General features: G+C 28.2%; 20 protein-coding genes. 19 read left to right on the plus strand and 1 reads right to left on the minus strand.

Annotated features, from left to right (window positions below; translation table 11 throughout):
* The first annotated feature begins 220 nt into the window (after positions 1–220).
* From J7G74_RS00910 to rlmD, 13 genes are all read left to right on the plus strand, one after another.
* Positions 221–1,015 carry a formate/nitrite transporter family protein gene (locus tag J7G74_RS00910; protein WP_297130579.1) on the plus strand — a complete coding sequence of 265 codons (795 nt, stop codon included), beginning with the start codon at positions 221–223 and terminating at the stop codon, positions 1,013–1,015.
* 534 nt (positions 1,016–1,549) lie between these two features.
* A complete protein-coding gene (murB, locus tag J7G74_RS00915; protein ID WP_297130582.1) occupies positions 1,550–2,464 on the plus strand; it encodes a UDP-N-acetylmuramate dehydrogenase in 915 nt (304 codons plus the stop codon).
* A gap of 3 nt (positions 2,465–2,467) precedes the next feature.
* Positions 2,468–3,184: a PHP domain-containing protein gene (locus tag J7G74_RS00920; RefSeq protein ID WP_297130584.1), complete on the plus strand. Its 717-nt coding sequence runs from the start codon at positions 2,468–2,470 to the stop codon at positions 3,182–3,184.
* A gap of 19 nt (positions 3,185–3,203) precedes the next feature.
* Positions 3,204–4,061: an RNase adapter RapZ gene (gene rapZ, locus J7G74_RS00925; protein WP_297130587.1), complete on the plus strand. Its 858-nt coding sequence runs from the start codon at positions 3,204–3,206 to the stop codon at positions 4,059–4,061.
* Between the two features lie 12 nt (positions 4,062–4,073).
* Positions 4,074–5,165, plus strand: a complete 1,092-nt coding sequence (locus J7G74_RS00930) for a gluconeogenesis factor YvcK family protein (protein WP_297130589.1) — start codon at positions 4,074–4,076, stop codon at positions 5,163–5,165.
* 109 nt (positions 5,166–5,274) lie between these two features.
* Positions 5,275–5,700 carry an NUDIX hydrolase gene (locus J7G74_RS00935; RefSeq protein WP_297130593.1) on the plus strand — a complete coding sequence of 142 codons (426 nt, stop codon included), beginning with the start codon at positions 5,275–5,277 and terminating at the stop codon, positions 5,698–5,700.
* Positions 5,701–5,717: 17 nt separating this feature from the next.
* Complete coding sequence (gene whiA / locus J7G74_RS00940; RefSeq protein ID WP_297130596.1) at positions 5,718–6,692, plus strand: DNA-binding protein WhiA; 975 nt, start codon at positions 5,718–5,720, stop codon at positions 6,690–6,692.
* A gap of 90 nt (positions 6,693–6,782) precedes the next feature.
* Positions 6,783–10,313 (plus strand): DNA polymerase III subunit alpha, encoded by a 3,531-nt coding sequence (locus J7G74_RS00945; RefSeq protein WP_297130599.1) that lies wholly within the window; start codon positions 6,783–6,785, stop codon positions 10,311–10,313.
* Positions 10,314–10,465: 152 nt separating this feature from the next.
* Positions 10,466–11,425: a 6-phosphofructokinase gene (gene pfkA / locus J7G74_RS00950; RefSeq protein WP_297130602.1), complete on the plus strand. Its 960-nt coding sequence runs from the start codon at positions 10,466–10,468 to the stop codon at positions 11,423–11,425.
* A 22-nt stretch (positions 11,426–11,447) separates the two neighbouring features.
* Positions 11,448–13,208, plus strand: coding sequence for a pyruvate kinase (gene pyk, locus J7G74_RS00955; protein ID WP_297130605.1), 1,761 nt, complete (start codon positions 11,448–11,450; stop codon positions 13,206–13,208).
* Between the two features lie 378 nt (positions 13,209–13,586).
* On the plus strand, positions 13,587–15,155 hold the full coding sequence (locus tag J7G74_RS00960; RefSeq protein ID WP_297130608.1) for a sodium-dependent transporter: 1,569 nt from the start codon (positions 13,587–13,589) through the stop codon (positions 15,153–15,155).
* Between the two features lie 297 nt (positions 15,156–15,452).
* A complete protein-coding gene (locus tag J7G74_RS00965) occupies positions 15,453–16,145 on the plus strand; it encodes a hypothetical protein (RefSeq protein WP_297130611.1) in 693 nt (230 codons plus the stop codon).
* A gap of 74 nt (positions 16,146–16,219) precedes the next feature.
* Entirely contained in the window at positions 16,220–17,578 is a 1,359-nt protein-coding gene (rlmD, locus tag J7G74_RS00970; RefSeq protein ID WP_297130613.1) for a 23S rRNA (uracil(1939)-C(5))-methyltransferase RlmD, read from the plus strand.
* A gap of 94 nt (positions 17,579–17,672) precedes the next feature.
* Here the strand turns inward: rlmD and J7G74_RS00975 are convergent, their stop codons facing one another.
* Entirely contained in the window at positions 17,673–18,641 is a 969-nt protein-coding gene (locus J7G74_RS00975; protein WP_297130615.1) for an ornithine cyclodeaminase family protein, read from the minus strand.
* 258 nt (positions 18,642–18,899) lie between these two features.
* Between J7G74_RS00975 and J7G74_RS00980 the strand changes: the two genes are divergently transcribed.
* From J7G74_RS00980 to J7G74_RS01005, 6 genes are all read left to right on the plus strand, one after another.
* The gene (locus J7G74_RS00980; protein ID WP_297130618.1) at positions 18,900–19,103 is read left to right on the plus strand and encodes a zinc-ribbon domain-containing protein; all 204 of its coding nucleotides are present in this window, start codon (positions 18,900–18,902) and stop codon (positions 19,101–19,103) included.
* Positions 19,104–19,456: 353 nt separating this feature from the next.
* On the plus strand, positions 19,457–21,988 hold the full coding sequence (locus tag J7G74_RS00985; protein ID WP_297130621.1) for an FAD-dependent oxidoreductase: 2,532 nt from the start codon (positions 19,457–19,459) through the stop codon (positions 21,986–21,988).
* A gap of 214 nt (positions 21,989–22,202) precedes the next feature.
* Positions 22,203–22,844, plus strand: coding sequence for an HAD family hydrolase (locus J7G74_RS00990; RefSeq protein WP_297130624.1), 642 nt, complete (start codon positions 22,203–22,205; stop codon positions 22,842–22,844).
* A 183-nt stretch (positions 22,845–23,027) separates the two neighbouring features.
* Positions 23,028–24,083: a lysylphosphatidylglycerol synthase transmembrane domain-containing protein gene (locus J7G74_RS00995; protein WP_297130627.1), complete on the plus strand. Its 1,056-nt coding sequence runs from the start codon at positions 23,028–23,030 to the stop codon at positions 24,081–24,083.
* Between the two features lie 12 nt (positions 24,084–24,095).
* Complete coding sequence (locus J7G74_RS01000) at positions 24,096–24,515, plus strand: DUF3783 domain-containing protein (RefSeq protein ID WP_297130630.1); 420 nt, start codon at positions 24,096–24,098, stop codon at positions 24,513–24,515.
* Between the two features lie 194 nt (positions 24,516–24,709).
* On the plus strand, positions 24,710–25,669 hold the full coding sequence (locus J7G74_RS01005) for a phosphoglycerate dehydrogenase (RefSeq protein WP_330616328.1): 960 nt from the start codon (positions 24,710–24,712) through the stop codon (positions 25,667–25,669).
* Positions 25,670–26,068: the final 399 nt, after the last annotated feature.

A 26,068-nucleotide genomic window follows, 5' to 3' on the forward strand; every position in this document is an offset into this window, starting at 1 on the left:
GGAATAAGTTACTACTATTTACTTATAAAAATATATTAAATATTTTTTATATATTAACTTAATTAGCTTGGCTTTAAGATTACAAATCAATAAATTTTATAATATACAAAGCTTAATCGTGCCAATTTAGGTAGCATAGAAATGATATAATCATAATCCATATTAAATACTAGTTTATATTTTATATTATGATAAAAAAATATTTTAAGGGGGAAGTAATATGGAAAAGAGATTTTTGGTACCTAAAGAGATTGCAAATGCAACTATTAATGCAGGTATAACTAAAGGAAATATAAAAACTAAAAGTGCAATTATTTTAGGTATACTAGCAGGAATCTTTATAGGTTTTGGTGGACTAGCAAGTTCAATAATATCTCAAACATTAGGAGGTATTGATGCTGGTTTAGCTAAATTTGCGGGGGCTGCAGTTTTCCCAGTTGGACTTATGTTAGTAGTAATAGCAGGGGCAGAGTTATTTACAGGTAATAACTTAATGGTATTGGCATATTTAAATAAGAAAATTAACTCTAAGCAATTATTTAGAAATTGGGTTCTTGTTTGGGTTGCTAATCTAATAGGTTCATTACTGCTTGTACTTATAGTTTACTGGTCAGGTTTGTTAGTTGGTGATGCTGGTACCAAAGCTATTGCAACAGCTGAATCAAAAGCCACATTAACAATGGGGGCCATGTTTACGAGAGCAATTTTGTGTAATGTTATAGTTGTTTTAGCTGTATGGATGGCTACATCTGCACAAGATATAGTATCTAAGATATTTTCATGCTGGTTCCCAATAATGTTATTTGTTCTTTGTGGATTTGAGCATAGTGTTGCAAATATGTTCTTTATTCCAATGGGAATGGTGCTTGGTGCTAATATTACTATGGCTCAATGTATAACAAATTTAGTTGTTGTAACTTTAGGTAATTTAGTAGGTGGAGCTATTGTTATTCCATTTATGTACCATCATGCATATCTTGCAGATGATAAAAAAATGGAGGAAGTTAAAAATTAATTATGATACTTAATTTAATTTTATTTATATATTGAGGATACTATAAAATATTTTTTATAGTATCTTTTTTTATATAGAAAAAATATATTTAAAAATAAGGTGCATGTGGATAGAGGTACAAAAATAAATGAAAAGAAGATATAATAGAATAATACTTAGTTAATAGTTAAGTAATAAGTAAAAGTTGTAATAATGATATAAATATTTAAATGGTTACGAAAATATATACAAGAAAAATTTCTAAATATAAATTGAAATATAAAAAAGTTCTTAAATAATAGCGAGGATAAGATGTAGATAGATTAATATGTTTAGTATTGTGTTATATGTATGATTCGTCAATATTAAATGTTAAATTTTAATTAAATATTATAAGGATATATGGTAAAATCATTTTATGATTAAAATTTATCCTTTTTTAAGGAATAGCATATACTAAAGGTATATATTTAAACTCACATTTTAATTATCGTAAAACTTTTATGATATAAAGTAATAAATCTTGATAATGTGAATAATATGGGAGGAAATAAAATGAATAAAAAATTTATATATAAAGAATTATTAAATATATTAGAAGAAGAAAGTATAAAGGTTGATGAACCAATGAAAAAACATATATCTTTTAAAGTTGGTGGACCGGCAGATTTCTTAGTAAAACCTAACACTGAAGAAGAGTTAAGTAAAGTAATTAAATTTGCTAATGATCAAAATATTCCATATTTGATAGTAGGAAATGGATCAAATATCCTAGTAAAAGATGGAGGAATAAGAGGTATAGTAATAAAACTAGCTGATAACTTTAATAAATTCGAAATAGAAGGAAATATAATAAAAGCTCAATGTGGTGCACTACTATCTATATTAGGTAGAAATGCTATGAAAAGTTCTTTAACAGGAATCGAATTTGCAGCAGGTATACCAGGAACTCTTGGTGGAGCTTTAGCTATGAATGCAGGTGCCTACGGTGGAGAAATGAAAGATGTTGTTAAAAGTGTAAGACTTATGGATAGTGATGGTAATATATTTGAATTATCTAATGAAGAAATGGAATTTGCATATAGAAGAAGTATATTATCAAGAAGTAATTATATAGTTTTATCAGCAGTTATGGAGCTAAAGTTAGGAAACCAAGATGATATAAAAGCAGAAATGGCAGATTATGCAGAGCGAAGAACAACAAAGCAGCCTTTAAACTTCCCAAGTGCAGGTAGTACATTTAAAAGACCAGAGGGACATTTTGCTGGAAAGCTAATAGATGATTGTGGATTAAGAGGATTAACGTTAAGAGGTGCACAAGTTTCTGATAAGCATTGTGGATTTGTTGTTAACTCAGGTGGAGCTAATGCAAAAGATATTTTAGATTTAATATATATTGTAAAAAGCACAGTAAATGCAAAATTTGGTATAATGTTAGAAGAAGAAGTAAAAATTCTTGGAGAGGATTAATCTATGAAAATTTTAGCTGATTACCATACTCATACTAAGTATAGTCATGGAAAAGGAACAATTGAAGAAAATGTTCAGGTAGCTATTTCAAAAGGAATTGAAGTTTTAGGAATATCAGACCATGGTTATCAGCATTTAACTTATGGTATAAAAAAAGATGATATCTTTAAAATGAGAGAAGAAGTAGACTATCTTAATGAAAAATATAAGGATAAAATTAAAATTTTGCTTGGAGTAGAATGTAATATATTAGATGACAAAGGTAACATAGACATTAATGAAAAAATGAGAGGTGTATTAGACTATGTTATGGCTGGATATCACTTTGGTTCTATGCCTAAAAATATAAGAGGTTTATTCAATCATGTTGATAATTATATTATTAGATCAAGCAAGTCTAAAGACTATAATACATTAGCAGTTATAAACGCTATGAAAAATAATGATATTTTTGTCATTACGCATCCAGGAGATAAGGGGGATGTATATATAGAAGAAATTGCTAAAGTAGCAAAAGAAACTAAAACTAGACTAGAAATAAATAGTAGTCATAGATTTTTAAATGCAAGTCAACTTAAAGAAATAAAGAATATAGGGAACACTTTCATAGTAGGATCTGATGCTCATATTTCTGAAAATGTAGGAAATTTTACAAAAGCATTAGAAACTATAAAAGAATCAGACCTTGATTTATCATTAATTGAAAATATTAAATTTTAAATAAAGAGGGAGTTTATAAATGAAGTTTATAATAGTTACTGGACTTTCTGGCTCAGGAAAAAGTGAAGCTATGAAGTCTCTAGAAGACATGGGATTTTATTGTGTAGATAATTTACCTCCTACTTTAATTCCTAAATTTGCTGAACTGTGTTATCAATCAAATTCAACTATAGATAAAGTAGCACTAGGAATTGATGTAAGGGGAAGAAAATTTTTCGAAGCATTGCATGAAAGTTTAAATGTATTAAAAAAAGATAAATATCCTTTTGAAGTACTGTATTTAGATTGTTCAGATGATATTTTATTAAAAAGATATAAAATGACAAGAAGAAATCATCCGTTAGCAATTAATAGACAAATACCAGAAGGTATAAAAATGGAAAGAACAATATTAGAACCTTTAAAGGAAATTGCAGATTGTATAATTGATACATCTAATATGAAGCCTAAAGATCTTAAAGAAGAAATAGGAAAAATATATTATGATGGAGAAACTAATAATAATTTAACTATTTCTGTTGTTTCTTTTGGGTTTAAACATGGAATACCTACAGATTCTGATTTAGTTTTTGATGTTAGATTCTTGCCAAACCCATATTATATAGAAGAATTAAGGGAAAAAACAGGAGAAGAACAGTCAGTTAGAGATTATGTTATGAATTCTGAAATTAGTACTAAATTTTATGAAAAACTTTTAGATATGATTAACTTTTTAGTACCTCAATATATAGAAGAAGGAAAACATCATTTAGTTATAAGTATAGGATGCACAGGAGGAAGACATAGATCAGTTACAATAAGCAATCTTATAGGAGATGAACTAATGAAACAAGGATATAGAGTAGTTAAAAAGCATAGAGACTTTATGCTAAAATAAGCGGAGGAAACTATGAAATATTTATTTTATATTATAGATATCCTTGGAATTTTTACTTTAGTTGCTGGAATAACACTTTTTGTAAAAGTAAAAAAACAAGCTAAAAAAAGATGTTCTATGAGATCTAGTGAATCTGAAAAAGCACGTGTAGTAGTAATAGGTGGGGGAACAGGTCAATCAATTTTTTTGAGGGGACTGAAAAAAGTAACTCCAAATATTACTGCTGTGGTTACTGTTGCAGATGATGGTGGAGGTTCGGGAGTATTAAGGTCAGATCTTGGAATGTTACCTCCTGGAGATATAAGAAACTGTCTATTAGCCTTGGCTAATATAGAACCTACAATGCAGGAAGTGATGCAGTATAGATTTGAGGATGGTGGATTAAAGGGACAAAGTTTTGGAAATCTTTTTTTAGCTGCTATGAATGGATTATATGGCAATTTTGAAACAGCAGTCTATAAATTAAGTGAAATATTTAATATAACTGGTAGGGTTTTACCAGTAACTTTAGAAAGCATAGATTTAATGGCTAAGTTATCAAATGGAAGTACTGTAAAAGGAGAATCTAAAATTCCTAAAGAAGTTAAAAAGCAAAAAAGTAAAATTGAGGAAGTATATCTTGAACCACAAGATGCAAAACCTTTGGATGATGTTATAAATTCTATTTATGAAGCTGATTTTGTAATTATGGGTCCAGGTAGCTTATATACGAGTATCATTCCTAACTTATTGGTAGAAGGTGTTGTAGATGCTATAAGGGAATCTAGCGCAATTAAAATATATATTCCGAATGTAATGACACAACCAGGTGAAACTGACAAATATAATGTGCTGGACCATGTTAAAACTATTAACAAGCATACAAAGGATAATTTAATTGATTATATTATAGTTAATAATGAGATTATACCAAATTCAGTACTTGATAAATATAAAAAAGATGGTGCAGATCAAGTATTATTAGATAAACAACAGAGGGTCGCTCTTAAGAATATGGGGATAAAAATAATGGAAGGTGATTTATTAGAAATTAAGGATGATTATATTAGACATCATGCAGACTCAATATGTGATATAATCAACCAGATTCCATATATGATATAATCGATGTTTTGGCACTAAGTCATGGTTATGACAAAGCAAGGTAAAAGAGGATTTTAAAGTTTTATGTAGAAATCCTTATTATTATGTTAGTTTTAAGGAGTGAACATCTATGAGAGAAGAAATTAGTGCCGGTGGGGTGGTGTTATTCGGAAATGCTATTCTTTTGCTTAGGAAGTTTAACGGTGATTGGGTATTACCAAAAGGTAAGGTAGAAGAAGGCGAGAATAATGAAGAAGCTGCATTAAGAGAAGTGTCAGAAGAAACAGGGGTAAAAGCCGAAACATTAAAATATCTTGGAGAAATACATTACACTTTTAAAGAAAATTGGGATGAAAATAGAGCAGTCCATAAAACTGTGTTCTGGTACCTAATGCAGGCAAAAAATATGGACACAATACCTCAAAAAGAAGAGGGGTTTGTGGATGCTAAGTTTATTCATATAGATAGAGTTGTTGATTTGGCAAGATATGATGATGAGAAGGAAATTATCAAAGTAGCTTTAAAAGAAGTTAAAAAACGATTAAAAAAGAGCTAGAAAAATAGGTGGTATATATGTCTTTTTCTACAGAAACAAAAAATGAATTAGCAAGAGTAATATCAGATGATTTATCTTGTAAGAAGGCTGAATTATCTGGAATAGTTAAGTTAGCTGGAACTATTCAAATTGCTGGTTATAAAAAGATAAATTTAAAGATATCTACTGAATTAAATTCAGTAGCCAGGAAAATTTTTAAAATATTAAAATCAGATTTTAATATAAATACTACTATTGTAGTTAATAAAAATCAGATGTTAAAAAGAAATAATAGCTATATATTAACTATTAAAAGTGATATGGGTTCTGAACAACTTATGAAAGAGCTAGGATTATTAGAAAATGAAGATGGATTCTTGCCATATAATAAAGTTCCTTCTTGGGTATTTGAAGACGATGAATGCAAAAAAGCATTTATTAGAGGTGCATTTTTAGGTGGGGGCTCCGTAAGTGATCCAGAAAAAAATTATCATTTAGAATTTGTTACAAGTAATGAAGAATTTGCTGAATCATTAATGATATTAATCAATTCTTTAGGATTAAATTCTAAAATAGTATGTAGAAAAAATTCTTATGTTGTTTACTTAAAGGAAAGTGAGCAAATATCTGATTTATTAAGTCATATAGGTGGATTTCAAGCTTTGTTAAGTCTTCAAAATACAAAAATTCTAAAGCAGATGAGAAATAATGTAAATAGGCTTGTTAATTGTGAGACGGCGAACCTTTCTAAAACAGTTAATGCTGCCGTTAGACAGGTTGAAAATATAAAGCTTATTCAAAGTAAAATAGGAATAAGTAAGTTACCGAAAAACTTACAACAAATAGCATTATTAAGAGTTGAGAATGAAGATTTAACTTTAAAAGAGTTGGGAGAGTTATTAAATCCCCCAATAAGTAAATCTGGTGTTAATCATAGATTGAAAAAAATTGAAGAGATAGCTAATGATTTAAGAAGCAAAGAATTTGATGATGATAGTAATGATGAAGATTAGTAAAATGGGGGTTATTTATATAACCTCTTTTTTTATTGTTATTATGTTATATTATGATAAAATAAGTTTATAAATTTAGGAGGTGAGATAATGAATAAAGATTTTATTCATCTTCATGTTCATACGGAATATAGTTTGTTAGATGGATTTTCTAGATTAGACAAACTTATAAATAGAGCAAAAGAACTAAATATGCAAGCAATTGCTATAACAGATCATGGTTGTATGTTTGGGGCAATAGATTTTTATAAAAAAGCAAAAGCAGCAGGTATAAAACCAGTAATAGGATGTGAAGTTTATACAGCATCTCGTGGATTACGAGATAAAGATCCGAATTTTGATAAAAGATATGGTCATTTAGTATTACTTGCTAAAAATATGACTGGATATAAAAATTTAATAAAGTTAGTTTCTACATCTTATGTAGAAGGATTTTATTATAAGCCAAGGGTTGATATAGAGGAATTAAAGAAACATAATGAAGGAATAATTGCCTTATCAGCATGCTTGGCAGGAGATGTTTCCAACAATATACTAAATAGAAATTATGATGAAGCTAAAAGATTTGCATTGCTATATAGAGATATATTTGGAGAAGGAAATTTTTATTTAGAAATACAAGATCATCATTTACCTGAACAAAAAGAGGTAAATGCAGGGTTAGTTAAATTATCTAAAGAAACAGGAATTCCTTTAGTAGCTACAAATGATTTACATTATGTTAACAAAGAAGATGCAAAAACACATGATGTGCTTATGTGTATACAAATGGGTAAAACTTTAAATGACCCAAGTAGAATGAAATTTGGTAGCGATGAGTTTTATTTAAAATCAAGAGAAGAAATGGAGGAACTTTTCCCTTATGCTATAGATGCTCTTGATAATACTGTTAAAATTGCAGAACAATGTAATGTTGAATTTGACTTTAACACAATTCATTTGCCAAGATATGATGTACCAGAAGGTTATACAACAGACAGTTACTTAAGAGAGATATGCTTTAAAGGATTAGAAGAAAGATATAAAAATCCAAGTCAAGAAGTAATTGAAAGACTTGACTATGAACTTAATGTAATTGAAAAAATGGGATACGTTGAATACTTCCTAATAACATGGGACTTTATTAATTATGCAAAAGAAAATAATATAATGGTAGGACCTGGTAGAGGTAGTGCTGCAGGCTCTATAGTTGCTTATACATTAAAAATAACAGATATAGATCCAATCAAATATTCTCTACTTTTTGAAAGGTTCCTAAATCCAGAGAGAGTTTCTATGCCCGATATAGATATAGATTTCTGCTACGAAAGAAGAGAGGAAGTTATAGATTATGTTAAGAGAAAATATGGCGAAGATCATGTTGCTCAAATAATAACTTTTGGAACAATGAAAGCTAAGGCTGCAATAAGAGATGTTGGTAGAGTATTAGACATTCCTTATAATAAGGTTGATAAAATAGCAAAGGAAATACCTTTTGATTTAGGTATGACAATAGACAAAGCTTTAGAGGTAAATCCAGCATTAAGAGAATTATACGAACAAGATTCTGAAACTAGAGAAGTTATAGACATATCAAAACAAATGGAAGGTATGTTAAGGCATGCATCGACTCATGCCGCTGGAGTTGTTATTTCTAAAGATCCTGTTGATGAATACGTACCACTTTATAAACATCAGGAATCTATAAGTACTCAGTTTACAATGACTACTTTAGAAGAATTAGGACTTTTGAAAATGGACTTCTTAGGACTTAGAACTCTTACAGTGGTTAGAGATGCACTGGACTTAATAGAAAAGAAATATGGAAAAAGGATAGACTTTTCTTCAATGGATTATAATGACCCTAAGGTTTACGAGTTACTATCTTCAGGAAACACTTTAGGAGTATTCCAGTTAGAAAGTGCTGGTATGAGATCTTTCATGAAACAACTTAAACCAAGTAATTTTGAGGATATAGTTGCCGGCATATCTTTATATAGACCAGGGCCTATGGACTCTATTCCTACTTATATTGAAAATAAGCATAACCCAGAGAAAATTACTTATATTCACGAAAAACTAAGACCTATAATGGATGTATCTTATGGGTGTTTAGTTTACCAAGAGCAAGTTATGCAGGTGGTTAGAGATTTAGCAGGATATAGTTATGGACGTAGTGACTTAGTTAGAAGAGCTATGGGTAAAAAGAAAATGGACGTAATGGAACAAGAAAGACAATATTTTATTCATGGAAAATTAGATGAAGAAGGAAATATTGAAATTCCAGGATGTGTTAGAAATGGTGTTCCAGAAGATATCGCTAATAAGATTTTCGATGATATGATTGATTTTGCTAAATATGCATTTAATAAATCACATGCGGCTGCATATGGTGTAATTTCATATGAAACTGCTTATTTAAAGGCATATTATCCTGTAGAATTTATGGCTGCTCTAATTACAAGTGTAATGGGGAATACAGATAAAGTTGTGGAGTATATAAGAGAGTGTAGTGCACTAGATATAGAAATTCTAAAGCCAGATATAAATAAAAGTTATGGTAAGTTCTCCGTGGAAGGACATAATATAAGATTTGGATTAGCCGCTGTTAAAAATGTGGGTATAAATGTCATTAATAATATAATTAAAGAAAGAGAATTAAATGGAGAGTTTAGAGATTTCGCTGACTTAGTTAAAAGACTTGATTCAAAAGATTTGAATAAAAGAGTTTTAGAAAGTTTAATTAAATGTGGAGCCTTCGATAATATAAGTTATAATAGAGCAAGTTTAATGATGGGATATGAAAAATTATTAGACAGTGTTTCTATGGATCGAAAGAAGAATGTAAAAGGACAAATTTCTTTATTTGATGGGTTACAAATGGGGCAAGAGGTAATAGAAGTAGAACAAGAAGTTAATTCTATACCAAAAATAAATGAGTTTGAGGAAAGAGAAAAATTAGCTCTTGAAAAAGAAGTGCTAGGAATGTATGTAAGTGGTCATCCTCTTGCTGAATATGAGAAGGAAATAAAAAATAATACATCCATAGATAATGGAAAAATAAATGCTTTAAAAGAAGATTTAGATTCTTATTTAAGTTTAGATGAACAAGAAGTTATACTAGGTGGCATGATTGTTAATAAGAGAATACAAACGACTAAAAGAAATGATATTATGGCATTTCTAGAACTTGAGGATTTATATGGAACTATAGAAGTTATAGTATTTCCTCAAACTTTGAAGCAGTATAATAGTATTTTAAATGAAGATAATATTATTTATATAAAAGGTAAGTTAAGTATTAAGGAAGAGGAAGATGCTAAGCTTATAGCTAGAGAAATTAAGGATATAAATGATAATACTAGTTTTAAAATTAACAATGAAAAAAATAGATATGAGAAAAATAAGAATACTATTCCGAATGGTTTATATTTAAAAATAGATAGCATAAATAATCAGGAATTAGTAAATTCAATAGAAAAGATATTAATTGATTATAAAGGGTATCAAGATGTGTATATATGTACAGAAAATCCAAAACGAAAGTTTAAGTGGACTAATATGGGGGTAAATTTTGAAGAACAACTTATAACAAGGCTGGAAGTATTACTTAACAAGGAAAATGTAAAAGTTAAAATTTAGTATAAATTGTTGTTTTATATAAAATCAGGGTAAAAATTGTGATATAATACACAATATAATTAGGCGAAAATGTTTTTATAAATTTTAAAAATAAATGCCTAGGGAGAGAATTATTATAACTTAAGGATTAGTTATTATTAGGAGGTAGTAGGATGAAGACTATAGGGATATTGACTAGTGGTGGAGACGCACCAGGAATGAATGCAGCAATTAGAGCAGTTGTAAGATCAGCTATATATTATGGGTGTAAAGTATATGGTATTAATAGAGGATACAAAGGTCTTATAGAATCTGATTTAGTTGAAATGAATTTATCATCAGTTGGAGACATTATACATAGAGGGGGAACTATACTAAAATCATCTAGATGCGAAGAATTTAGAACTGAAGAAGGAAGACAACAAGCAGTTAAAGTTCTTAAGAAACATAACATAGATTGTTTAGTTGTAATAGGTGGAGATGGTTCCTTTATGGGAGCTCAAAAGCTTAGTGAGTTAGGTTTCCCAGCAATAGGTATACCAGGGACAATTGATAATGATTTAGCTTATACAGACTATACAATTGGTTTTGATACTACATTAAATACAATCGTAGATGCTATAAGTAAAATAAGAGATACTTCATCTTCTCATGAGAGGGTTAATATAGTAGAAGTTATGGGAAGACATTGTGGAGATTTAGCTTTATACTCAGGATTAGCAGGTGGAGCAGAAACAATAATAGTACCTGAAGTTGAATATAAAATTGAAGATATTTGTTTAAGATTAGAAACAACTAAAAAAAGAGGAAAAAGACATAGTATCATTGTTTTAGCAGAAGGTGTTGGTAATGCTAATGATATTGGAAAAGAAATAGTAGAAAGAACAGGTGCAGACCTTAGAGTAACAGTTTTAGGACATGTTCAAAGGGGAGGAAGTCCAACAGTATCTGATCGTATATTAGCTAGTAGAATGGGAGTTCGTGCAGTAGAATTACTTTTAGATGGTAAATCAGCGAGGGTAGTTGGAATAAAAGATGATAAGATAATAGATATGGATATACATGAAGCATTATCAGCTAAGAGAGACTTTGATAAAGAAAGTTATCAAATGGCGAAAATATTATCTATATAGTTCACATTAGGAGGATGTTAATATGATTAAAAATGCTAAAAAAACAAAAATTGTTTGTACATTAGGACCGGCATCTCAAAGTGAGGAGACTTTAACTAAACTTGTAGAAAATGGGCTAAATGTTTGTAGATTTAATTTCTCACATGGTTCTCATGAAGAGCATAAAGGAAGAATAGATGTTGTTAAAAAAGTAAGGGAAAAACTTAATAAACCAGTTGCAATATTATTAGACACTAAAGGTCCAGAAATAAGAACAGGAAACTTTGCAGATCCAGAAGTATTTTTAGAAGAAGGTAGTAAATTCACAATAACAATGGCAGATGTTGTTGGTACAAAAGAAATGTGTACAGTTAGTTACAAAGGATTAGCTGATGATGTTGTGAAAGGTGATTTAATATTAATAGATGATGGTTTAGTTGGATTAAGAGTTGAAGAAGTCAATGGAGAAGAAATTCATTGTGTAGTTGAAAACTCAGGAATAGTTAAAAATCACAAAGGTGTAAATGTTCCCGGAGTAAAAATAAACTTACCAGCATTAACTCCTAAAGATGTATCTGATATAGAATTTGGTATAACTCAAGGGATTGATTTTATAGCTGCTTCATTTGTTAGAAAAGCATCTGATGTATTAGCTATAAGAGAAGTTTTAGAGAATAATAATGCAACAGACATACAAATAATATCAAAAATAGAAAATCAAGAAGGTGTTGACAACTTAGATGAAATATTACAAGTTTCTGATGGTTTAATGGTAGCTAGAGGGGACTTAGGTGTTGAAATACCAACTGAAGAAATGCCAATAGTTCAAAAAGAAATGATTAAAAAATGTAATGAATTAGGAAAACCAGTTATAACAGCTACTCAAATGCTTGATTCTATGATAAGAAACCCAAGACCAACAAGAGCTGAAGTAACTGATGTTGCTAATGCAATATATGATGGAACTGATGCAATAATGTTATCTGGAGAAACTGCTGCAGGAAAATATCCAGTTGAAGCAGTAAAAACGATGGCTGCAATTGCTAAAAGAATAGAAGAAACTTTAGATTATGATAATATTTTAAGAAGTAAAGGATTAAACAATACAAATGTTACAGACGCAATAAGTTATGCAACTTGTACAACTGCAAAAAGTTTAAATGCTTCAGGAATAATTACATCAACTTCTTCAGGACATACAGCAAGAATGGTTTCTAAATTCAGACCGAAAACTCCTATAATAGCAACTACTCCATGTGAAAAAACAGAAAGACAATTATCTTTAAGCTGGGGAGTTTATACAGTTAATTGTAAGTCAGCAGAAAATACTGATGACCTTATAGATAACTCTATAGAATCTTGTAAAGAGAAAGGATTTATACAAGATGGAGAATTAGTAGTTGTAACTGCAGGTGTGCCAACAGGTGTAAGTGGTACAACAAACTTAATAAAAGTTCATGTTGTAAGTGAAGAAATATGCCATGGTATAGGTGTTGGAAAAAGTACTGTAGAAGGTATAGTTAAATTTGTTAGAAGCGGAGAAACTTGTGAAAACTTTAATGAAGGCGATATATTAGTAACAACTATGACTGATATAGAAATGAATCCTTATATAGAAAAAGCATCAGCTATAATAACTGAACAAGGTGGAATGACTTCTCATGCGGCTATAGTGGGATTAAATTTAGGAAAGCCAGTTATAGTTTCTGCTAATGGAATATTATCTAATGTTGAAGATGGAGAGTTAATAACTATAGATGCCTCAAGAGGTGTTGTATACAGAGGATCAAGTAGAGTTTTATAATAATAATTTTTGTAATTGAATAATATATTTTAATATATAAATAAAAATTATTTACTACTCTAAAAAAGACTTAATAATGAGTTGATTATTTTTATAATATCATTATTAAATCTTATAACAATTTATTTATATCAGTGAAATAATAAATATTAAGATAGTTATTGCAGACTTTCTTAAAAACTGGTACTATTATATAAACTAACCACTTAGATATTTTATTAATTATCTTAGTGGTTATTTTTACAAATTAAATATTCAGAAAATTTAAAAAAGTATGAATATATCGATGAATTCAAGGGTTTTTGAGTTATTTCTGATTATTTAGTTATAATTTTTTATTTTCAGTCATATTTAATTATAAAAAGGAGGGGGTAACAAATGGCAGAAAATAGAGAACAGTGGGGTTCAAAAATTGGTCTTATTTTAGCAATGGCAGGTAATGCTGTTGGATTAGGAAATTTCTGGAGATTCCCTTATATTGCGGCTACTAATGGTGGTGGTGCATTCATGATACCATACTTCTTTGCTTTAATAGTTATAGGTATACCTGTAATGTTAATAGAGTGGAGTATAGGACGTTATGGTGGTGCACATGGCCATGGTACTATAGGACCAATGATTTATTTACAAGCTAAAAAAGCAATAAAACCAAAACAAGCACTTATAGTAGGGGCTCTTGCTGGAGCTATAGCATTTGGAGTTACTTTATTAGTTAACTCGTATTATATTCACATAATTGGTTGGTCGTTAGGATATGCAGTTCAATCATTAATAGGAGGATATTCACAAATTGATGGTGGTACATTTTTTGTTAATTATGTTACTGATCCTAAAATGCTAATATTCTGGGTAGTATCTATGTTATTACTTGCATTAGCAGTTATGAAAGGGATATCGGAAGGTATAGAGGCTTGGGCAAAAGTAATGATGCCAACTATATATGTATGTGGTGTTGTACTAGCAATAAGAGCTTTAACATTAGGTGCTCCAGTTAATCCTGATTGGTCAGCAATGAACGGTTTAAATTTCATATGGAATCCTGATTTAAGTAAATTGACATCTTCTTCTGTGGTAACTGCAACAGGACAAATATTCTTTACGTTATCTTTAGGTATGGGGATCATTTGTAATTATGCATCTTATTTACAATCAGATGAGGATATTATAGCAGCTTCAGTTGCTACAGTTTCTTTAAATGAATTTGCGGAAGTAATACTTGCTGGTACTTCTGTTATACCTATATCTTATGCATTTCTTGGACCGGAAGGTATAAAAGGCAGTATAGGTCTTGCATTTATGGCTTTACCAAATGTATTCAACACTATGACAGGTGGAGGAATATTCGGAGCAGTATGGTTCTTCTTATTATTCTTTGCTGGATTTACTTCAGCTATAGCAATGTACAATTATTTAGTTACATTATTACAAGAAGATTTAGGAATAGAAAGAAAAAAAGGTTCTTGGCTAATATTCGTAGCATATTTAATCGTTGGGGCACCAATAGCTTTAGAATCAATTATGACGGGTACGGCAAACTTATTTTACTTTACAGAGGTAGATAACTGGATAGGTAACTATTTATTAATCGTTCTAGGATTAATAGAAGTTATAGTTGTTGCTTGGTTAGTCAAAGATCCAGCATTAGATGAAATGAATAAAGGTGGTTTATGGAAAGTTCCAAAATGGTTCTTTAAGTTATTCCATCAATTCTTAACACCAGTATCTATAATAGTATTTTTAGCTATATTTACTAAGGATTATGCCGTAGCTGGTAATTTTAAGTTAATACCGTCTTATATGGCAGGGATGGAACAATATGTTGTATGGGTAAATCTTGCAAGAGCAGTTGTTGTATGTATATTATTTGCAGGATTTATCCAAACATATAGATCTATTAAATCCAAATATACTTCTGAAATAAATAGTAATACAGCAGAAAGTAAATAACGATTTTAATCTTTTAGAGATTAAGGTTAAAGGGTGGTGAATATAATGACAGGTGTTGCATGGGTTTTTATGTTGATAGTATGGGGTGTTATATTAGGTAGTACAGGGTTATCATTAAGTAAAATAGTAAATCATAAATAATGGAAAAATAAATTTAATTAGAAGGGCCCTACAAATTTTGTAGGGTTCTTTATATAAATACTGATTAAATAACAAATAAGAAAATAAAAACATTATTATTAAGTTTATAGAAAGTAATGTATTAATATAGTACCATAATTATAAGGAGGGGTGAGTATGAGTACAGGATTAGTAGTTATGACAATAAATCAATTAATCACTGAAACAAAAAGACTTAAAGGAATTAAAGACAGAAAAAAACAAAAATATTTATTAGATTTAGAAAATTTAAAAGTAGAATATCAACGAATTGAAGTACCTGAGTATTTTAATAAACAATATAGTCAACTTAATGGAAAAGGGAAAGAGCTAATTAAAGATATGAAGATGGGAAGAGATATATCTGCAGTAGAAAATGATTTGCCAATTTATATAAGATATCTAAAAGCCTCTTTGAGAGATTTTAAAGGTGAAACAAATGTATTGAAGAGATACCTTTTAACATTTTATCTAACTGCTGCATTATTTTTAGCTCTAACACCTCAATTTTATGGGTATATGTTACCATTATTATTTTTAGTACCTATAGTACTGGGAGTTAAAGGTAGTAAGAAAAGATCTATAAATGGCTTTTATATGAGTATGAGTATAATACCTATGGGATTTATGACTGGTATTACATGGGTAAGATATGGATATCAAGCTATGCAAAATTTCAGTTATTACGCTCAACAAATTGTAAGTACAGGTTTATCTCAGGGTCTAGCAGAAAAATTAATATATATAGGCTCTATAGGTGGGGTAATATTAATATTATTTTCATGTACACAATTTTATTTAGGATTAAAAAATAGAGATTTATTTATTTAAGGACTTTAATAGTCCTTATTTTTTTGATAAAATAAGTCTTTGAAGTCTAAATATTATTGTTCGGAGGAAAGCCTATGTTATCAAAAGATAAAATGTACGTTGTAGATATAGTTGATATAGGTCAAGGTGGAGTTGGAATTGGTAAGTTCGAAGGATTTACAGTATTTGTAGATGGCGGACTAATAGAAGATAAGATAAAAGTTAAAATAACTAAATCAAAAAAGAATTATGCAGTTGGAGATATAGTAGAAATAATAGAATCATCACCATTTAGAGTAGAAAGAAAATGTAGTAAAGAGCTTAAAGAATGTGGTGGATGCCAAATTCAAGAATTGGATTATAAAGAACAACTTAAAATAAAAACTAATGAGGTAAAACAAGTTATCAGTAGAATTGGAAAACTTGATGATGTAGTTATTCATGATGCCTTAGGAATGGAAGATCCTTTTAGATATAGAAATAAAGCTCAATTTCCTATTCAAAAAGTAGATGGTGTTCCTGTTATTGGTTTCTATAAAAAGAAAAGCCATGATATTATACCGACAGACCAATGTATTATACAACATGATGTAAATGATAAAATAATAAAAATAATCAAGACATATATAAGAGCATATAAAGTTAGTGTATATGATGAAAAAACTCACACAGGAGTTCTTAGACATTTAGTAACGAAAGTAGGATTTACTACTAAAGAGGTTATGGTTGTATTAGTTGCTAACGGAAGAAAATTGCCATATTTAAATGAATTAGCATCTGTTTTAAAAGAGAATATACCTGGATTTAAAACACTTGTAGTTAATGTTAATAGAGAAAAAACTAATGTTATTTTAGGGCAGGAAAATAGAATAATCTATGGAGATGGCAAAATTAATGATAATATAGGGGATTTAGTATTTGAAATATCACCATTATCATTTTTCCAAGTGAATCCTGTTCAAACTGAAGTTTTATATAATAAAGCTTTAGAGTATGCTAATTTAGGTGAAAATGATACAGTATTTGATATATATTGTGGAATCGGAACTATATCACTATTCTTGGCGCAAAAAGCTAAGAAGGTGTATGGAATAGAAATTGTTGAAGAGGCAATTAAAGATGCAAAGAGAAATGCTGAAATAAATAAATTAGATAACGTTGAATTTTATGTAGGGAAAGCAGAAGAGGTTGTTCCTAAAATGTATAAGCAAGGTAAAAGAGCTAATGTAGTTGTAGTTGACCCTCCAAGAAAAGGGTGTGATGAAAAAGTTCTAGATACTATAGTATCTATGCAACCAGATAGAGTAGTATATGTATCTTGTAATCCATCAACTTTAGCAAGAGATTTAAATTACTTGAATGAAAAAGGATACAAGTGTAAAGAAGTACAACCAGTAGATATGTTCCCTCATAGTGTTCATATTGAAAATGTTGCTCTTATTGTAAAGGAATAATAGAAATATAAAAAAGTAGAGATTTAACCTCTCTACTTTTTTTGTTAAATACATATTATTATATATATTTTAAGACTATTTTTATTTTATAACTTTATAGTTCGATATCTATAGAATCACCATTTTCACTAGCATATTTATAAATTGATTCAGCAGCACATAAATCAAATAAACCTATACCAACTGATTTAAATACAGTTGTTGATTTTAATAAATTATCATTTAATTTTTCGTAATTAATAACTTTTCCTAATGTTTGTATATCTTCTTTTTTTATTATTCCTTCTTTAATTGGGATACCTAAATCACCACTTTCCTCTATAGCAAATAAAGTATCTGTATAGATATAATCTGCGGCTTCCATTACCCCATTTGGAAGTTCTTTATTTTCTGGTTGATATGTTCCTATTGCAACTATATGTTTCCCTTTGTATAATTCTGGATTATCAGGAATGACCGGTGTAGATGATGTAGTTGCACAAATTATAATATCGCTTGATTTAACAGCATCTTCGCTAGATTTAGATTTATAAAATTTAATATCAGGAAGTAAAGAGCTTAATTTTTCTATAAATGTATCAACCTTAGATTCAGTTCTACTATAAACATATACCTTTTTAATAGGCCTAACAGAGCAAGTAGCTAGTACCTGAAATAATGATTGGACACCTGCACCTATAATTGCCAAAGATGAGGCATCTTTTTTAGCTAAATATTTAGAAGAAACACCACCCACACATCCTGTTCTAAGAGCTGTTAAATATGTTCCGTTTAATAATGCTAGTGGTTTTCCAGTTTTCATATCATTTAATAAAATTACGCCTTGAGTTACTGGTTCATTAATTTCGCTATTTTTAGGATAAACAGTGATTAACTTGGTAGAAAAATAATCATCTATAAAACAAGGCATTAAAAGAAAAGGGTTTTTATCGCTACCTAGGTGAATTCTATCTGGTTGTAGAAAGTTTCCAGATTCTTGAATTAAAAGAGCATCTTCTATTGATTTTAATACAGTGTTTACATTAATATTCTTTTCCATGTATTTTTCGTTTATTATTAGCATATTTTTTATTCCCCCTATAATATGTACTTTGCTTTAATTATAATTCTTAATAAATAGAATGTAAAATTTAATTTATAGTAGTTCCTAGTGATATATTTGGTATAAATATTAAATATGCATAATATGATATACTATATAGTAACAATGGGAACATATAATACATACTATATTGTAAAACTACGAAATAAGTACTATAATTAATGGTGAATAATGTGTATCATAATCGTAGGTTAAATAAAATTGGGGAGGGTAATAGGTATGTGTGAACTAGGAACATTAGAAAAATGTAATGAGGAAGTTCAAGTATGCAAAAAATGTGGAGAAATTAATTATGATGGAGTTAATTTTTGTCAACATTGTGGAGATATGTTAGTTGATTTGACTTATGTATTTTGTAATATTTGTGGTACAAAAAATTTTACAGCTAATAAATACTGTGACGAATGTAATATAAAACTATAAATTAATAATATTTTAAATAAAAGGTTATAGATATATAATAGGCTTATTTTTAAGCCTATTTTTTTATATTAAGGAATTTATAATTTATTTACTACTTGATAAGTTTAGACGGAGCAAAATAGTGGAGGGCATGTATCTTGATCCATGTGTGAGGATATGAAATGAAGTTTATACGTAATGGTTTAAAAAATTTTTTGTTTAATATTTATCTATAAATTTTAATGAGAATGTTTTCTTAATATGTTTTTGGGTAAATATATATCAAAAGCGAATGTTATTTAATTAACAAAGTGGAGTAATAAAAACATAATGAGTTTTTTAATAATTAAAAAATATTAAGGAGGTTTGGTATTATGGATTTTTTAGAATTAAAGAAGAATTTTTATTGGACGGGAGTATTAGATAAAGATTTAAGAGTTTTTGATATTATAATGGAAACTGAGTTTGGAACAACTTATAATTCATATGTTCTTAAAACAAAAGATAAGGTTGTTTTATTTGAGACTGCTAAAGCAAAGTTTTTTGATTCTTATTTAGAAAGCTTAGAAAAAATAGTAGATATTAAGAAGATTGACTATATTGTTGTGAGTCATACAGAGCCAGATCATGCTGGTAGTATAGAAAAACTAATTGAGATAAATCCAAATATAAAAATAGTTGCTACAACAGTAGCTATTAATTTCTTAAAGGATATTATTAATCATGATTTTTATAGCTTAGCTGTAAAAGATAAGAGCACCTTAGAATTAGGAGAGAAAACTTTAAGATTTATTTCGGTACCTAATCTACATTGGCCAGATACTATGTACACATATATAGAGGAAGATGATATATTAGTAACTTGTGATTCTTTTGGTTCGCATTATTGTTGTGATGATATTTTATTAAGCAAAGTAACTGATAATGAAGGATATATGAGAGCTACTAAATATTATTTTGATAATATAATAGGACCATTTAAGTCTCATATGTTAAGTGCATTAGATAAAATTAAAGACTTAAAAATAGATTTAATATGTACAGGTCATGGACCTGTTATTGATTGTAGAATAGATGAAATAATAGATATTTATAAGAAGTGGTGTACAGTTGTGAATCCAAACTCAAGAAAAACTGTAATAATACCATATGTTAGCGCTTACGGGTACACTAAAGAATTAGCACTAGAAATTGAAAAAGGGATCAAAGATAGTGGAGATATAGATGTTAGAATTTATGATATGGTAGAAAGTGATACAGGCAAAGTATTAGAAGAATTAGGATTTGCAGATGGTATTTTATTCGGAACACCAACTATTGTAGGAGAAGCATTAAAACCGATTTGGGACCTAACTACTTCTATATTTGCTGGAACTCATGGTGGAAAATTAGCTAGTGCTTTTGGTAGTTATGGATGGAGTGGAGAAGGAGTCCCTCATATACTTGAAAGATTGAAACAATTGAAAATGAAGGTTATTGAGGGATTTAGAGTGAAATTTAAACCAGGGAAAAAAGATATGAAGGATGCATATGAGTATGTATATAACTTTGGGTGTGTATTATTAGATAAAGAAAATCCAAAGAAAAAGCCTAAAAATGCTAATTTAGTAAAATGCGTAGTATGCGGAGAAGTTTTTGATTCAAGCTTAGATATATGTCCAGTATGTGGTGTTGGTAAAGAAAATTTTGTACCTGTTTATGAAGATGAAGTTAAATTCTCTAAAAATACAGAAGAGATATTCTTAATATTAGGTAATGGTGTAGCAGGATTAAGTGCTGCAAAAGCAATAAGAGAAAGAAATAAAACTTGTAGTATAGTTATGGTGACAAATGAAAATGCATTAAGTTACAATAGACCTATGTTAACTAAAAGTATGATAGCTAAATTTGATGCAAGTCAAATTGCTATACATGATGAACAATGGTATAAAGAAAATAACATTATAAATATACTTAATAAAAATATACTTGAAATTAATACACAAGAAAAAATAGTAAAATTAGAAGAAAATATAAATCTCAAATATGATAAATGTATTTATGCACTAGGTTCAGAATCATTTATACCTCCTATTCCAGGTTATGAAAAAGAGGGAGTAATAGCAATAAGAAGAATATCTGATACAGATAAAATAAATGATTTTCTTCCGAATGTTAAAAATGCCATAGTGATTGGTGGAGGAGTATTAGGACTAGAAGCAGCTTGGGAATTACGTAAAGCAAAATGTAATGTCACAGTGTTAGAACTTGCTCCAAGTCTTATGTCTCGTCAATTAGATGAGAAATCAGGAAAATTCTTAGAAGAAATAATAAAAGAATCAGGACTTGATTTAAGATTAAATGTAAAAATAGATAATATAGAAGGTGAAGGTTTAGTTACAGGAATCAAGCTTGAAGATGGAGAAGTAATACCTGCAGATTTGATCGTTATGTCATGTGGTGTTAGACCTAATGTAAAATTGGCAACGGATAGCGGTATAGAAGTTAATAAATCTGTAGTAGTTAATGAAAAAATGGAAACTAGTAAGTTAGATATATATGCATGTGGAGATTGTGCTGAATTTAATAATATAAATTATGGAATATGGCCTCAAGCAATTGAGATGGGTAAAGTTGCAGGTGCAAATGCAGCTGGAGATTCCTTAACATATGAAACGGTAAGTGCAGGCCTAACTTTTAGTGGGATGGACACATCATTATTTGCTATTGGTGATAATGGAAAAGATCCAAATAAAAAATATAAGACAGTAGAGTTTGCAGATGAACAAAAACAAACTTATGAAAAATACTATTTTGTAAATAATCGTTTATGCGGAGTTATTTTAATCGGGGATACTAGCAACTTAGTTGAAATGACAATGGCCTACGAAGAAAAAAGACCTTTTAAAAAAATATTTAAAATTTAATATGTAAAAATAAAGAGAAAACCTCTAGAGATTTAATCCTAGAGGTTTTTATGAATTTTAAACAAAGTATAAAAGAAGGTTAGGTAGTAATATAATATGAAATAAATAAAATATTGTTACAATAAAGTTAAATGTAAGATAATAAGATTGGTATGATGTATAATCTATTGAGAAATAAAAATTTGTAAATTTAAAATAAATAAGAGGATTAAATATGTTAGATTTTAAGGGAGCTATATTTGATTTAGATGGAACATTAATTGATTCGATGAAAATATGGGAAAAGATTGATATGGATTTTTTAAACAAAAGAAATATAAAAATGCCTGCTGATTATATCGAAATGATTAATTCTATGAGTTTTGATAAAGTTGCTAAATATACAATAGATAGATTTGGTTTAAATGAGAAAGAAGAAGACATAATAAAAGAATGGCATGAGATGGCTGTTTATGAGTATACCAATAACATTAAGTTAAAGCCATATGTTAAAGAATATCTTCATAAATTAAAACATAACAATATAAAAATAGGATTAGCCACAACATCACCTAAATATTTGTACGAACCAGTACTAAAAAATAATAATATCTATGAATTATTTGATGAACTTGTATCCTTAGAGGATGTAACTAGAGATAAGAACTACCCAGACATATATCTTTTAACATCTGAAAAACTAGGTGTTAACCCAAATGATTGTGTAGGGTTTGAAGATATTTTAATAGGTATCAATACCATGAAAAAAATAAATATAAAATGTATAGGAGTTTATGATGAAAGTTCATTATATGAAATAGATAAAATAAAAGATAGTTGTGATATATTTATACATAGTTTTAAAGAACTGTTGTGATTAATTTATTTGTAATATTTATAGAATAGTTAGTTATACGAGGAAAATTGAATTTTTATAGTTCTTATTAAGAGTATACTAACACTCACATGACAATAATGTAATAAAATCTTAATATTAAAGAGTTATAATTATGTTGTATACTTATAATAGAAAATAAATAGAAAAAATTAGGAGATAACTATGAATAATAAAAATAAAAAAACTTTTTTAAGATACCTGTTTTTAGTATCCTTAATGGTAATTACAGTCTACCTAGTTTTAAAAAGTTTAGATATAAGCATGTTATCTAGTGTTATAAAAATGGTTCAAAAAGAATTTTTAATCGTAGGTGGGCTAGCAATATTATTTTACATTATTATTGAGGGTATAATATTACAAATGATTATAAATGCACAATATAAATTAAAATCATCATTTATTGGGTATAAATTAGCTATAATGGGATTTTACTATAATTTAGTAACACCATTTGCGTCTGGTAGCCAGCCAATTCAAATATATGTATTAAATAAATATAAAGTGCCATTGAGTAAAGCAAGTGGTATTATTACAAATAAAACTATATTATATCAAGTAGTAATAACAATTTATTGCACAATATTTATTATTAGTAATGCGAATAAATTAAACTATGATTTAAATAGTATAATGCCTTTAGTTATGTTGGGGTTATTTGTAAACTTATTCACATTTATAGTTGGATTTTTAGCAATTATAAATACAGAAAAAGTTAAAAGTATAAGTTATAAGATAGTAGATTATTTAATAAGATTTAAAATTTTTAAGTTTTTAAGTGATAAAAAGACTGATATAGATGCGTTTATTGAGGAATATACGGAATCAATAAAGTTTTTTATGAAAAATAAGAAATTACTTATAAGTACTGTGATATTAACAGTTATTCAAATATCATGCTATTTTAGTATTTCCTTCTGGATATATAAGGCATTTAATTTGAATGGACACAGTTTTATTTATTTACTTACTCTTCAAGTTTACTTATATATGGCTATATCACCAGTACCAACACCAGGTAATATAGGAGCGAATGAATTAGCATTCTTTACTATATTTAAACGTGTGTTCCCACAAACATTACTTGGATATGCAGTATTTTTATATGGTGGGTTTATGTATTATTCAATTTTAATACTTTGTGGGATATTCACCATATTTGCGCATTATAATATGAATAAAAAGCATAAAAAAGACTCAAAAAATATTGAAGTTATATAACGAGGAGGAAATATGTCATTTGAAAAATTAAATCAAAGTGAATTCAATAATATACATGAAAGAAGTTGTATGATAATTGTTAATGTAAATAAAAAAGAAGCTAATATGATGAAAAATATAGGTCGATTAGTAGGGATAAAAGATTGTATATTTTTAGATTCTACGAACGGTAAAACAACAATAGAAGATATATTAAATAATAAAGTATCTGATGACAACGAGGAAAAATGGACAAATAAAGCTGTAATATTTAATAACATAAATCAAACTAAAATAAGTGGATTTTTAGATAGCTTAAAGAAAATGAAAATAGCAAGACCGTTAAGTGCTGTAGTAACTGAAACTACTATAGATTGGACACTTAATAAATTAGTTTATAACTTAATACAAGAAAGAAATGCTTTAAAATCAGGTCAAACTGTTCAACATTAAAATTATGGTAACATAATAGATGATAAAATGGACAAAATAAATACAACAGATAGATGTAAATTTATTATATAAGTATATATCTATTTGTTCATATAGATTAATCCTTCAAAAATTTTTGAAGGATTTTTTTTATTATATATCAAATTTATTCATATATAATTTATATGCAAAATTATACTTTAGAGAATGGGGGATTGATTATTATTAAAGTATTATTTACATTAAAATTTCAAGAAGAAGAATATGATAGAATTAGAGATTTAGGTTATGAGGTTATATTCAATAGTGAAGGAAAAAAATCAACACTAGATAAAATGACACAAGAAGAGTTGGATTCTATTGATGTGTTAGTTACTTATAATTCTTTTAATAAATTAGATATTTCTAAAATGAAAAATTTAAAATTTATACAATTAGGAAGTACAGGTTTTGATCAAGTGCCAAAAGACAAAATAATCAATAGGAATATAATATTAAGTAATAACAAAGGTGGATATAGTATTCCTATGGCTGAATGGATAATATTAAATATTTTGCAAATATACAAAAATACAAAACAATTTTATCTTAATCAAAGTAATAAAATATGGCAACAAGATAGCACAATATTAGATGTATATGGAAAAAGAATAGGATTTTTAGGTACAGGTACTATTGCAATGGAAGCAGCAAAAAGATTAAAATCTTTTGGTGTAGAGATATGGGGATGTAATACTGATGGAAGAGACTTAAAGTATTTTGATAAATGTGTATCTAAAGACAGTATGAATGATATTTTTAAAGAATGTGATATAGTTGTTAGTACTATGCCTGCAACAAAGGAAACTGAAAAAATTATAAACAAAGAAAAATTTGAACTGATGAAAAATAACTCGGTTTTTATAAATGTAGGTAGGGGTAAGATTGTAGATGAACAAGATTTAATTGATTATGCATCAAAATTCAAGGGAATAGCTTTAGATGTATTTGAAGAGGAACCTTTATCTCAGGATAGTCCATTATGGGATATGAAGAATGTTATAATTACGCCTCATAATTCTTGGGTATCACAACAAAACTCATTAAGGAGTTTTAATTTATTCTATAATAATTTAAAAAAATTTATAGATAATAAAGAGCCAATCAATATTGTTGAAATAAAAAAAGGATACTAAGTATTACAAGCTAAAATAAGATAACTTATTTTGAAATTGTTGTAATAAATAAAATAATCTAATTAAAGCTATAGGAACTATATTTAAGTTCCTATTTTTTATGGAAAATAGTTGAAAAAATCTTCCTTTAAATAGAATTTATAGAGTAGTACTTGATTTTATAAGTTAATATACTATTTTTTGATACATATTAAAAATGTATTATTCGTAACATTAGTTACGGATAAGAAATAATTTCCGTAATATAATCAATTTATAAATAAAAAATAAAATTTTTAGAATACAGGTTAATTATTATATTGGAGGAATAAAAATGGAAAATAAAATGTTTTGTTTTCAATGTCAAGAAACAGCTGGATGCAGCGGATGTACAAAGTTTGGTGTATGTGGAAAATCACC

This window comes from Terrisporobacter sp. (assembly GCF_017888745.1).
Lineage (GTDB): Bacteria > Bacillota > Clostridia > Peptostreptococcales > Peptostreptococcaceae > Terrisporobacter.